Consider the following 12,207-nt stretch of genomic DNA (forward strand, 5'->3'; position numbering starts at 1 on the left):
AGGTCTTTAATTTTATGTCTGACAAATTCCATCAGTGTGTCATCGTGGGTATCGCTGGCGCATCTGCTTCGGGAAAAAGCCTCATCGCCAGTACGTTATACCGTGAACTTCGTGATCAGGTAGGTGATGAGCATATCGGGGTGATCCCGGAAGATTGCTACTATAAAGACCAAAGCCATATGACCATGGAAGAACGGGTCAAAACCAACTATGACCATCCCAGTGCCATGGATCACAATTTGCTGTTCCAGCATTTGCAGGCAATGAAGTCAGGTCAGGCTATCGAATTACCGAGTTACAGTTTTATCGAACATACCCGTCTGGCTGAGACCGTGACGCTCAAGCCTAAGAAAGTCATTATTCTGGAAGGGATCCTGTTACTGACCGACGTGCGTCTGCGTCAGGAAATGAATTTCTCTATCTTCGTGGATACGCCGCTGGATATCTGCCTGATGCGCCGCATGAAGCGCGATGTCAACGAGCGTGGCCGCTCTATGGATTCCGTGATGGCGCAATACCAGAAAACTGTCCGTCCAATGTTCCTGCAATTTATCGAACCTTCAAAACAATACGCAGACATCATTGTGCCGCGTGGCGGTAAAAACCGGATTGCGATTGATATTCTTAAGGCGAAAATCAGCCAGTTCTTCAACTAATCGCGGAACAATCCGTAGAAAACCACACCGGAGATACGATGAGACTTTGCGATCGAGATATAGAAGCCTGGCTGGACAGCGGCAAATTAGGCATTTCACCCCGTCCGCCGGTTGAGCGGATTAACGGTGCAACGGTAGATGTGCGTCTGGGTAACGGTTTTCGCGTTTTCCTCGGCCATAACGCTGGCTTTATCGATCTGAGTGGCCCGAAAGACGAAGTAAGCGCGGCGCTGGACAAAGTGATGAGCGACGAAATCGTTCTGCCGGAAGGTGAAGCTTTCTTCCTGCATCCCGGCGAACTGGCACTGGCGGTCACTTTTGAATCCGTCACCATTCCGGATGATCTGGTGGGCTGGCTCGATGGGCGTTCTTCACTGGCGCGTCTGGGCCTGATGGTACACGTCACAGCACACCGCATCGATCCGGGCTGGAAAGGTCGCATCGTCCTTGAGTTCTACAATTCCGGTAAACTGCCTCTGGCGCTTCGCCCGGGTATGCTGATTGGCGCGTTAAGCTTTGAACCGTTGTCCGGTTCAGCTGCACGCCCTTATAACAGCCGTCAGGATGCGAAATACCGCGACCAGCAAAGTGCAATTGCCAGTCGTATTGATAAAGACTGATTCTGTTTTTTATCGGCGTGAGCGGATGAAAACGTGAGGAAGGCATGAGAAGACTACTGACAACACTGGTGATTTTACTGGTGGTTATCATTGCCGGCATGACTTCGCTGGTATTTCTGATCAACCCGAACGATTTCCGTCAGTACATGGTGGAAAGGGTTGAGGTGAAAAGCGGTTACAAGCTGGCCATTAATGGTTCGCTGCGATGGCACGTCTGGCCGCAGCTGAGCATTATTGCCGGGCAGACATCGCTCACCGCGCCGGGTGCGAAAGAACCGGTGGTCAGTGCTGAAAATATGCGACTGGATGTCAAACTCTGGCCTCTCATTTCTCATCAGCTCGCCGTAAAGCAAGTTTTGTTTAAAAATGCGATTATCCGGTTAACGCCGGATACCGAAGAGAATCAGCCCGATGCGCCGGTTGCTCCATCTTCTCCGGTTCCTGTGGCGCCCGGTGCGTCTGAGCTGGACGCTGGCTGGAAGTTCGACATTGATAAAATCAGCATCGCTGACAGTTTGCTTATCTGGCAGCGTGGCGACGATGAACAAATCAATGTGCGCGACATTAATCTCGAAATTGATAAAGACGACAACCGGCAGGCTTCTGTCCAGCTTTCCAGCCGCATCAATCGTAATCAGCGTGATTTAGCCTTCACGATGAATGCGGAACTGGATATGCAGCATTATCCGCAGGCCTTTGCTGCCAACATCAGCAAATTTACCTATCAGCTGAGCGGCGCGGATATTCCGGTTAAAGGCATTCAGGGCAACGGTTCGATGCAGGCGAGTTATCAGCGGGAGACTAATGCTGTGACGCTCAGCCAGATGGCGCTGACCGCCAATGATAATCAGATCTCCGGTACGGCTTCGGCCACGCTGGGAGATGAACCGAATTATCAGCTGAACCTGAACGCGGAAAAACTCGATCTGGATGCGCTTTCCGGCTGGCAGCCGAAAACAACGGAAGAGACAGCCACGACTTCTCAGGCCATCACGTCGGCACCGGTTATTGCGCGCGACATAGATGAACAACCCAACGGGCTCAGTGAACTTCAGACATTCAATGCGCACCTGGCGCTGAAAGTGGCTGATCTTACTTACCGTGGAATGAAAATTCAGAACCTGGCGCTCGAAGCTGATAATCAGCAAGGGCAGGTTTCGCTGTCGACGTTCAGCGGCAACATGGGTACCGGCAATTTCTCACTGCCAGGCAAAATGGATGTGACGGGCAAGAAAATTCAGGTTCAGTTGGTGCCTGACGTCAACAAGATTGAGCTGGGCGATTTGCTTTCGGCATATGAGTTGCCTAAGGCGCTGACCGGCAACTTCTCGCTGAAGGGTAATGTGAGCGGTGAAGGCCTTTCAGCCGCTGATTTCGCGCGGCACTGGCAGGGCGATGGCCAGATTTCAATGGATAATGCGCGTCTGAATGGCATGAATATTCAGCAGCTTATCCAGCAGGCTATTGCGAGAAACAGCGATAAAGTTCAGGGCCTCGACCGTTACGAGCACTACAGCCAGATTGATACGCTGAATGCGAAAGGTCATCTTGCCGATGGCACGCTGACGCTGAGCAATATGGAAGGAGTGTCGCCGATGGTTACCGGCAAAGGTGACGGCACCCTTAATATGGCTGCACAGCAGGTGGATTTGAATCTGCTGATCCGCGTAACCGGCGGCTGGAAGGGCGACAGCAATCTGATCAATACGCTGAAAACGACCGATATTCCGCTGCGCGTGTACGGGCCGTGGTCGCAGATGCATTATCAGTTGCAGGTTGACCAGATATTGCGTCAGTCACTGGAGCAGAGCGCCCGCAGCGCTATCCAGAACTGGATTGATAAACGCAAAGACAGTAAAGCCGGTGATGAAGTGCAGAAGATATTGAAGAAGTAACATCGGATTAGCCGGGAATAAAAACGGGGTGCTCAATGGCACCCCGTTTTTTTGGTCACGCTTACCGCGAACAAATCAGACTTCGTAATCGTCAGACACCGGCGGATTGAGCGGGGTGATCTTCACTTTTAAAATCCGGTGACTGCTGACTTCCAGTGGTTCGTACAAATAATCGTTAATTTTTATCTGTGCGCCGACCTGCGGAATGCTCTGGGTATATTCCATCAGTAAACCGGCCAGCGTGTGGTATTCGCGCTTATCATCGAGCGGCAGGGGGATGTACATTGCCAGATCCTCGAGCGGCATATAGCCATTCGCAATCCAGCTTCCGTCTTCCTGCTGCTGGATATCGTGGCGTGCATCCGGCAACTCATCAGATTCCGGCAGATTCCCGGCAATGGTTTCCATCACGTCAGTCAGCGTCACGATGCCTTCGACAGAACCAAACTCATCCACGACAAAAGCAAAGTGCGTTTTCGCCTGACGGAACTGTTCAAGCGCCATCAGCAATGAAAGCTGCTCCGGGAAGATCAAGGGTTGGCGGATCAGTGCCTTAAGATCTAACTCATTTTGCAGCAGTTGCTGTTTAAGCAAGTCAACAACATGAACAACGCCCAGCGGTTCGTCTGTCGAGCTGTCTTCCGTCACCAGAATGCGCGTGTGCTGATTCTCGGCAATCTGATTTCTCAGGACATCAATGGGGTCATTCAGTTCGAGATTATCCACGTCATGACGCGAGGTCATTACGCTGCTGACCGTGCGCTGCCCCAGCCCCAGAACGCGTTCAATCATGTTGCGTTCCTGCTGGTTGAAAATGGCGTCTTCTTCAGTGCTGTCCGCAAGCATGCTGGACGAATGGGCATCCAGTTCAGCCTCTTCATGCTTGCCGCGTAAAACGCGCAGAACCGTCTCCGCCGTGCGTTCACGCAAAGAACGACGCGATGACAGAAAGCGTTTGCGGTTAAATTGTGCCAGCTGATTGAGCGCTTCGATGATCACCGAGAAACCGATAGCCGCGTACAAATAGCCTTTAGGAATCGCGTAGCCAAAGCCTTCGGCGACCAGACTGAAGCCGATCATCAGCAGGAAACTCAGACATAAAATAACGATGGTGGGATGCGCGTTCACAAACTTAGTCAGCGGCTTGCTGGCCAGGAGCATCAGCCCGATGGCGATACAGACTGCCGCCATCATAACGGCCAGATGATCCACCATACCAACGGCGGTAATCACCGAGTCGAGGGAAAATACCGCATCGAGCACCACGATCTGCGCCACGACAGGCCAGAATCTGGCACCGCTTTGCTGCTGGCTCTGCTCTTCATCTTTACCTTCCAGGCGCTCATTGAGCTCCATGGTGGCTTTAAACAGCAGGAACACGCCGCCGGTCAGCATAATCATGTCTCGGGCGCTGAACGGATGCCCGAGTAAAGTGATGAGAGGGCGGGTGAGGGTCGACAGCCAGGAAATTGACGCCAGTAACAACAGGCGCATCACTAATGCCAGCATTAACCCTGTGACGCGGGCTTTGTCGCGCTGCCGGCGGGGAAGCTTTTCTGCCAAAATGGCGATGAAAATCAGGTTGTCTATCCCTAAGACAATTTCAAGGATTACCAGGGTAGCCAGCCCGGCCCAGATTGACGGATCGGCGATCCATTCCATATTGCTTGTTTCACCTTTAGTTACACGACGATTGTCGCACGTTGAATAATGGGCGTCAGAGGGCGAAATTTCAAATCTAAATCAGCGTGCTACCGCATAGCGTGATGGAAATGAAACAGGTGCGGTTGCTGTGCGGTAAAGTTTAACGGGATGTTTTGGAAAGCAGCAAATTGTGTGCAGAAAATCAGCGAACAGGTTCAACATTCCTAATTTTAAGTCTTTAGCTTACCGTTATGTGCTGCTTGCTGGTATCGTAATGGCATACACAGAATGGTGCTGGAGTCCTAAAGTCAGCAGTATAGTCTCCCTAAACGAAATCACAGGGACTATACTCAGGGAAGAAAATATCGTGCTGGGAAATTAATTTGTTTATACAATTTCAGTTCAGTGAATGCCCTGATATGTTTGGCTCCCCAACTGACTGAATTTACACACCAATAGGTTTCAAGGAGTATCTTCTACAATGTTAAAAGCTGTTATCCCTGTTGCCGGTCTGGGCACACGTATGTTGCCAGCGACGAAAGCCATTCCAAAAGAAATGTTGCCTATCGTCGACAAGCCTTTAATCCAGTACATCGTTAATGAATGTGCGGCGGCGGGCATCAAAGAGATCATTCTCGTCACGCATTCTTCCAAAAATGCCATCGAAAACCACTTCGATACTTCATTCGAACTGGAAAGCATGCTGGAAACCCGCGTTAAGCGTCAGTTGCTGGAAGAAGTGCAGTCAATATGTCCGAAAGGCGTGACTATCATGAACGTGCGTCAGGGGCAGTCTAAAGGCCTTGGACATGCCGTTCTGTGTGCTAAACCTTTGATTGGTAACTCACCTTTTGCGGTTATCCTTCCAGACGTTCTGATGGATGATTCAACCAGCGATCTGCGTAAAGACAACCTTGCAGCAATGCTTCGCCGTTTCAAAGAGACCGGCAACAGCCAGGTTATGGTTGAAGAAGTGCCTGAAAAAGACGTGTCCAAATACGGTATCGTGAACTGTAATGGTGCGGAAGTTGAGCCGGGCGAAAGTGCGCCAATGACTGCCATCGTTGAAAAACCTGAATTGAAAGATGCGCCATCTAACCTCGCGGTTGTGGGGCGTTATGTTCTTTCCGAAGCTATCTGGCCACTGCTGGCAGTAACGCCATACGGTGCAGGTAATGAAATCCAGTTGACGGATGCCATTGCTATGCTGATGAAAAAACAAACTGTAGAAGCTTTCTCCATGACTGGCCGTTCACACGACTGTGGTGACAAACTCGGTTATATGAAAGCGTTTGTTGAGTATGGCATTCGCCATAACTCACAAGGTGAAGCGTTCAAGGCGTGGTTGAAAGAGTTTGCAGAAGAGTAAATACTTATCCAATGCGAACAAAAAAAAGCACCGAATTACCGGTGCTTTTTTATATCTGATTTCCAGAAGCGCTATTTTAAACAATCCTGGATGTTTGAGAAATTTAGGTAAACCTTACTCTTACTTCTGTTCATTTAGCAGTTGGGTCAGATAGGTTCCGTAAGCTGTTTTACTCATTAAAGCAGCTTGTTCAGCAACACGTTCTTTGCTGAGCCATCCTTTACGGAATGCGATTTCCTCAAGACAGGCTACTTTGAAACCCTGGCGCTTCTCAATGGTATGGACGAATTGCGAAGCTTCTATCAGACTGTCATGCGTGCCGGTATCCAGCCATGCAAAACCACGCCCCAAAAGTTCGACTTGCAGTTGACCCTTCTCAAGATACATTTCGTTTAATGTGGTTATCTCAAGTTCACCGCGATGAGATGGCTTCACTTGTTTAGCCATTTCTACAATGTTGTTGTCATAGAAATAAAGCCCGGTTACTGCCCAATGAGATTTTGGTTTTAATGGTTTTTCCTCAATGGAAAGTGCCTTGAAATCCTTATCAAATTCAACCACGCCAAAGCGCTCAGGATCTTGTACCTGATAACCGAAGACCGTAGCGCCAGTCTCTCTTTTGGAAACGGCTTCGAGTTGTTTGCCAAAGCTTTGACCAAAATAGATATTGTCGCCGAGAACCAGTGCGCAACGCTCACCGTTAATAAATTCTTCACCGATGATAAATGCCTGGGCAAGACCGTCGGGAGAAGGTTGCACGGCATATTCCAATTTAATACCGAACTGCGAACCATCACCCAGTAAACGCTTGAATGACGGCATATCTTCAGGAGTAGAAATGACCAATATCTCATTAATCCCTGCGAGCATTAGCACCGATATTGGATAATAAATCATCGGTTTATCATAAATTGGCAGCAGTTGCTTAGATACACCGCGTGTCAGGGGGTACAGGCGTGTGCCTGAACCACCGGCTAAAACGATACCTTTCACTTAATTCTTCTCCTCAAATATTAGTCAGTCAGGCCTAAACGTTCACCGGCATAGGAACCATCCTGAACACGGCGCCACCAATTTTCATTGTTCAGATACCATTCGACCGTTTTCCGGATACCGCTTTCGAAAGTTTCCTGCGGCTTCCAGCCTAATTCTTGATCAATCTTAGTTGCATCAATTGCGTAGCGCATGTCGTGACCAGGCCGATCTTTGACGAAAGTGATGAGCTCAGAGAAATGGGTGATGCCTGCCGGTTTATCTGAAATCAGTTCATCAAGCAATCCGCAGATTGTCTTAACAACATCAATATTTTTGCGCTCGTTATGACCACCAATGTTATAGGTTTCGCCTACCACACCTTCGGTTACCACTTTATAAAGTGCGCGGGCATGATCTTCTACAAACAACCAGTCACGAATTTGGGCTCCATCACCGTAAACAGGTAACGCTTTACCCGACAATGCGTTAAGAATGATGAGGGGAATGAGTTTTTCAGGGAAGTGATAAGGACCGTAATTATTTGAACAGTTTGTCACAATAGTAGGGAAGCCGTACGTGCGCTGCCATGCACGAACAAGGTGATCGCTTGAGGCTTTTGACGCAGAGTAAGGGCTGCTTGGTGCGTACGGTGTCGTTTCAGTGAAAAGATCTGTAGTACCGTGCAAATCACCATACACTTCATCCGTCGAAATATGATGGAAGCGGAAAGCTGTTTTTTTCTCTTCAGACAACGAGCTCCAGAAATGCCGAGCTGCCTCAAGAAGAACGTAAGTGCCCACGATGTTAGTTTCGATAAAAGCTGCTGGCCCATCAATTGAACGATCAACATGGCTTTCAGCTGCGAGATGCATAACAGCATCAGGTTGAAAGGTTGCAAAAACAGCATCAAGGGCTGAACGGTCACAGATATTTACCTGAGCAAACTCATAACGGCTGTTATCCGAAACAGAAACGAGCGATTCAAGATTACCTGCATAGGTAAGACTATCGACCACCAAGACATTATCATGCGTATTATCAATAACGTGACGAACAACTGCTGAACCGATGAAACCGGCACCACCGGTGATCAAGATTTTCATATATACGTACTCATTTATGAAGTGTTAGCTTTTTGACATGCTCAAAAAATCAGCTATTTCGCTTTAGCTTGCGAAGAACAACATAGCGTAGCGCAGAGTCAGGGTAAGCGCAGCTATAATCAGGTTATTCTAGCGTTTTTGAGCTAAATATTTCGAGGTGCTTAAAATAAATAAAACACGCCAGATATCTGATTAAAAAATGCTCCTAATGGTTGAGCCTGACTACCATTGAATCCTGTGGCAAAACGTGTGGAATATCATATTACTTGTCGGTAAAAGTTCTCGTAGGAATTGTCCAATTTGCTGCACAAATGAATTTTGTGAGGGAATCAAAATGCTTTCAATTACTGCAGAGTGTCTGGCCTGGAAACTGGATCATCCAAACTCGTATAAGAAAGTACAGTAAACATGCTTTCAGGCGATTAAGGGACCTTTTAGCCAGATTCTGAGTGAGCCATAAGAGTCATTTGTGGTAGGATTTTTAGAAAATTGAGCAAGGCGGATTTCGCTCAAAATTTCCTTTGTACAAGTTACAGCGACTGCTGTTCATACAAGAGAGTTGAGTATCGCCTGATAATTGTATAACGAGTGAGCTATAAAAATGAAAGTGACTGATACAGACGTTATTGGTGTGAAGTTAGTCGAACCTAAAGTGTTTGGTGATGAACGTGGATTCTTTCTTGAGACTTTCCAGCAAGACCGCTATCGGGAAATGTTGGATATTGATCTGGATTTTGTTCAGGACAATCATTCACGATCCTCCCGCAATGTCCTTCGTGGCTTGCACTTCCAGACGTCAAAACCGCAGGGTAAACTTGTACGTGTAGTGCGAGGTGAAGTATTCGATGTCGTAGTTGATATTCGTCCTGAGTCCGCAACATTTGGCAAGTGGGTTGGTGTCCATCTTTCAGAAAGTAATAAGAATCAACTATGGGTACCACCTGGCCTTGCCCATGGATTTGTTGTGATTTCAGACTTCGCCGATTTTGAGTATAAATGCACTGATTACTATGATCCGAAAAATGAAGGTTGCTTGATCTGGAACGATCCGGAAGTTGGGATTCAGTGGCCTGTGAAAACGCCATTACTTTCTGAAAAGGATGCTAAAGGTAAACTGTTTGGAGAACTGTTCAAATGAGAGTCTTGCTGACAGGAGCTGAGGGGCAATTGGGTCGATGTTTTAGCGATCGCGCTGGCGATCTGCTGGAAGTATTAGCCACAGATAGAAAGCAACTTGATATCACTGATATTGATGCGGTTCAAAAAATTATTAATGATTTCAATCCTGATGCAATCGTCAATGCGGCAGCTTATACAGCGGTAGATAAAGCCGAGTCAGATTATGATGCAGCCTATGCCATTAACTGCCATGCTGTTAAGAATCTGGCAAGCCAGGCCAGTAAGCTCAATATTCCTTTCATCCATGTTTCAACAGATTACGTCTTCAATGGGGAAAGTAAAATCGCTTACAATGAATCAGACGAGTGTGACCCTAAAAGTGTTTATGGTGCGACAAAGCGGGCTGGTGAACTCGAAGCTTTACAGTCGCCTAAAGGGATTGTGATCCGTACGTCATGGGTATTTAGCGAGTACGGCAATAATTTCGTTAAAACAATGCTTCGCCTTGGCGTTCAGCGTGATGCATTAAGTATTGTCGGTGACCAGTACGGTTGCCCAACCTATGCGGGTGATCTTGCACAGGCAATTCTTACCATGCTTGCGACACCTAATTTTATGCCAGGTTTGTATCATTGTAGTGGTGATGAAAGCGTGAGTTGGTATCAATTTGCCCAAAGTATCTTCAACACTGCGCATGCTTCAGCTTCATATCCCCGGATACCGGTTTTATCTTCAATTACGACTGATGAGTATCCCACACCAGCCGCGCGCCCGCGCTATTCAGTCATGAATACCAATAAGTTGAACGCTGCAGGTATCGCACCAGGAGACTGGAAGAAGCAACTGGAAAGGGTCATCCCGAAAATTTTGAAAGAAGTCAGTGTATAAGCTGTTGACGGGTAATTGAGGATTGCCTAGCTCTCCTCAATTGATTATCAGTAATGAAGTTATTTTTATTTTTGATTGAATATTAAATCCCTCAATGTGTCAGGGATAGGAAGTGTAAATCATGGTTGCTGACTTAGTGAAATCAGACGTCATTGCCTCGATCGTCTTATTCAATCATACTTATGCTCAGATTGAGCGTACTCTCAATTCTCTGCTTCGTGAGCCGCAGATAGCTAAAATTATTTTAGTCGACAATGGCGGTTGCGGCTGGACATATTCCCTGAATAATCCGCGTATTAAAGTTCTGAAATCAAATAAAAACTGCGGCTTTGGTCACGGGCATAATCAGGCAATGGCGGAGTTTCTTCCCCAGTGTGAGTATTTTTTAATTTGTAATCCTGACGTGTCTTTCAATGAGGGGGTTGTTGCCCATTTATTGCAAGAGTGCCGAGAGCATAGTTATAAATTTGTTTCACCTCCCATCCGCTATGCTGATGGTTCTAAACAATATAGCTGCAAACTTTTACCTACTCCGCTGAATCTATTTTTACGACGTTTCCTTCCGTCATTGGCGAAGAAAATGGATCGGCAATATGAGGTTCAAGACGCTGATTTTAACAAAAACTTCTCTGTGCCTTCAGTTTCGGGTTGTTTTATGCTCATTTCATCAGAATTATTAATGAAACTTAAAGGTTTTGATGAGCGGTACTTTATGTATCTTGAAGATGTCGATTTATGCCGACGTGCACTTGATTATACTGAAGTCATGTATTGTTCAGGCAAAGAAATAATTCATGAGTTTGGTAAAGGTTCTTATAAAAATACATCTTTACTAATGTGTCATATTAAATCATCCATCCTTTATTTCAATAAATGGGGCTGGATTTTTGACAAAAAAAGAAAAAAAGCCAACAAAATGTGTTTGTCTTCACTCCCATTAAGCACAAAAAAATGAACACATCGGATAGGATGACTTCGGGTGCATAAAAACAGGTGTGTAATGAATGTTGACTGAAAAATTAAAACCACTCGCAGTCATTGTCTCTTATTATCCGATAATCAATGACCTGATGTCTCTCGTCATTTCGCTAAAAAATCAGGGTGTTGATTCTATAGTCGTGGATAATGGGAGTGCGGGTCAAGAATTTCCTGAACTCGCTGAGATTTGCCTGTTAATAAGGCTTGAAATAAATTTAGGCATTGCTGCAGCACAAAATATAGGTATTAAAAAGGCAGAAAAAAAGGGCGCTGAATACATCATATTCTTTGATCAGGACAGCAAAATTGATCAAGATTATGTAGGCTCGCTCTCAAAAGATTTTTTGAGTGTCAGACAATATGATCCTAAAATAGCAATTATAGGACCAGTATTTACTGACTCCAGATATGGTTTCTACTACAACGTTATTAATATAAATCGTTTCGGAATCCGCAAAAAAATAAACCCTGAAAATTATAATGCACCATTTGCAACATCACTAATTATTTCATCGGGGTCAATGATACCTGTCGACGCTATACATGAGATAGGCTATATGAATGAATCACTTTTTATCGATTATGTCGATACGGAATGGTGTCTTAGGGCTGCTAGCCAGGGATATACTATTTATGTAGGCACTTCTGCACGTATGACGCATTCTATCGGAGATAAGATCGTAAAATTTCTTACTCTCAAGATTCCTGTTCATTCTCCCTTCAGAAGATATTATCGAGTGCGTAATGCTTTCTTTTTGTTAAGAATGAAACATGTACCTAAACTGATGGTTGTTCGTGAGTTTATTTTCAATTTAATACATCAGACAATTTTGATTCTTACCCAAAGGAATAAAAAGAAAGAGTATATCCTTAGTTTTTTAAGAGCTATTAAAGATGGTGTACTGAATCGCAGATATTGAATCATGTTTCTCATGAAAAAAAGCCAACATTTGTTGGCTT

11 protein-coding genes are annotated in these 12,207 nt (G+C 46.1%); 8 read left to right on the plus strand and 3 right to left on the minus strand.

The window, feature by feature from the left end; genetic code table 11:
- The first annotated feature begins 14 nt into the window (after positions 1-14).
- Genes udk through asmA form a run of 3 tightly spaced genes read left to right on the plus strand, consistent with a single transcriptional unit; the run spans position 15 to position 3,171 of the window.
- Positions 15-656, plus strand: a complete 642-nt coding sequence (gene udk, locus GW579_RS01010; protein ID WP_120506638.1) for a uridine kinase — start codon at positions 15-17, stop codon at positions 654-656.
- A 38-nt stretch (positions 657-694) separates the two neighbouring features.
- The gene (dcd, locus tag GW579_RS01015; RefSeq protein ID WP_152325831.1) at positions 695-1,276 is read left to right on the plus strand and encodes a dCTP deaminase; all 582 of its coding nucleotides are present in this window, start codon (positions 695-697) and stop codon (positions 1,274-1,276) included.
- A gap of 44 nt (positions 1,277-1,320) precedes the next feature.
- On the plus strand, positions 1,321-3,171 hold the full coding sequence (gene asmA / locus GW579_RS01020; protein WP_165057015.1) for an outer membrane assembly protein AsmA: 1,851 nt from the start codon (positions 1,321-1,323) through the stop codon (positions 3,169-3,171).
- Between the two features lie 75 nt (positions 3,172-3,246).
- Here the strand turns inward: asmA and GW579_RS01025 are convergent, their stop codons facing one another.
- Positions 3,247-4,833, minus strand: a complete 1,587-nt coding sequence (locus tag GW579_RS01025) for a TerC family protein (RefSeq protein WP_165057017.1) — start codon at positions 4,831-4,833, stop codon at positions 3,247-3,249.
- Between the two features lie 463 nt (positions 4,834-5,296).
- On the opposite strand from GW579_RS01025, the gene galU reads away from it, so the two are divergent.
- Positions 5,297-6,184, plus strand: a complete 888-nt coding sequence (gene galU, locus GW579_RS01030) for a UTP--glucose-1-phosphate uridylyltransferase GalU (protein ID WP_152325834.1) — start codon at positions 5,297-5,299, stop codon at positions 6,182-6,184.
- 120 nt (positions 6,185-6,304) lie between these two features.
- On the opposite strand, the gene rfbA is transcribed toward galU, so the two are convergent.
- Together rfbA and rfbB are read right to left on the minus strand one after the other, a co-directional pair.
- Complete coding sequence (rfbA, locus tag GW579_RS01035; RefSeq protein ID WP_152325835.1) at positions 6,305-7,177, minus strand: glucose-1-phosphate thymidylyltransferase RfbA; 873 nt, start codon at positions 7,175-7,177, stop codon at positions 6,305-6,307.
- 20 nt (positions 7,178-7,197) lie between these two features.
- Complete coding sequence (rfbB, locus tag GW579_RS01040) at positions 7,198-8,262, minus strand: dTDP-glucose 4,6-dehydratase (RefSeq protein ID WP_165057018.1); 1,065 nt, start codon at positions 8,260-8,262, stop codon at positions 7,198-7,200.
- A gap of 601 nt (positions 8,263-8,863) precedes the next feature.
- Here rfbB and rfbC point away from each other — a divergent pair.
- The 4 genes from rfbC to GW579_RS01060 all read left to right on the plus strand — a co-directional run bounded on the left by rfbC (position 8,864) and on the right by GW579_RS01060 (position 12,167).
- Positions 8,864-9,400, plus strand: a complete 537-nt coding sequence (gene rfbC / locus GW579_RS01045) for a dTDP-4-dehydrorhamnose 3,5-epimerase (protein WP_165057020.1) — start codon at positions 8,864-8,866, stop codon at positions 9,398-9,400.
- Complete coding sequence (gene rfbD, locus GW579_RS01050; RefSeq protein ID WP_165057022.1) at positions 9,397-10,269, plus strand: dTDP-4-dehydrorhamnose reductase; 873 nt, start codon at positions 9,397-9,399, stop codon at positions 10,267-10,269. The genes rfbC and rfbD overlap by 4 nt, the downstream gene beginning before the upstream one ends.
- 121 nt (positions 10,270-10,390) lie before the next feature.
- Complete coding sequence (locus tag GW579_RS01055; protein WP_165057024.1) at positions 10,391-11,224, plus strand: glycosyltransferase; 834 nt, start codon at positions 10,391-10,393, stop codon at positions 11,222-11,224.
- Positions 11,225-11,273: 49 nt separating this feature from the next.
- Positions 11,274-12,167 (plus strand): glycosyltransferase family 2 protein, encoded by an 894-nt coding sequence (locus GW579_RS01060; protein WP_165057026.1) that lies wholly within the window; start codon positions 11,274-11,276, stop codon positions 12,165-12,167.
- Positions 12,168-12,207 lie beyond the last annotated feature (40 nt).

The sequence above is a fragment of the Rahnella contaminans genome (genome assembly GCF_011065485.1).
GTDB lineage: Bacteria > Pseudomonadota > Gammaproteobacteria > Enterobacterales > Enterobacteriaceae > Rahnella > Rahnella contaminans.

Excerpts from the sequence above, each read along its gene's own strand:
- rfbB (WP_165057018.1), bottom strand. The coding sequence starts at position 8,262 with ATGAAAATCTTGATCACCGGTGGTGCCGGTTTCATCGGTTCAGCAGTT.
- GW579_RS01060 (WP_165057026.1), top strand. The coding sequence starts at position 11,274 with ATGTTGACTGAAAAATTAAAACCACTCGCAGTCATTGTCTCTTATTAT.
- GW579_RS01055 (WP_165057024.1), top strand. The coding sequence starts at position 10,391 with ATGGTTGCTGACTTAGTGAAATCAGACGTCATTGCCTCGATCGTCTTA.
- rfbD (WP_165057022.1), top strand. The coding sequence starts at position 9,397 with ATGAGAGTCTTGCTGACAGGAGCTGAGGGGCAATTGGGTCGATGTTTT.
- GW579_RS01025 (WP_165057017.1), bottom strand. The coding sequence starts at position 4,833 with ATGGAATGGATCGCCGATCCGTCAATCTGGGCCGGGCTGGCTACCCTG.
- rfbC (WP_165057020.1), top strand. The coding sequence starts at position 8,864 with ATGAAAGTGACTGATACAGACGTTATTGGTGTGAAGTTAGTCGAACCT.
- galU (WP_152325834.1), top strand. The coding sequence starts at position 5,297 with ATGTTAAAAGCTGTTATCCCTGTTGCCGGTCTGGGCACACGTATGTTG.
- dcd (WP_152325831.1), top strand. The coding sequence starts at position 695 with ATGAGACTTTGCGATCGAGATATAGAAGCCTGGCTGGACAGCGGCAAA.
- asmA (WP_165057015.1), top strand. The coding sequence starts at position 1,321 with ATGAGAAGACTACTGACAACACTGGTGATTTTACTGGTGGTTATCATT.
- udk (WP_120506638.1), top strand. The coding sequence starts at position 15 with ATGTCTGACAAATTCCATCAGTGTGTCATCGTGGGTATCGCTGGCGCA.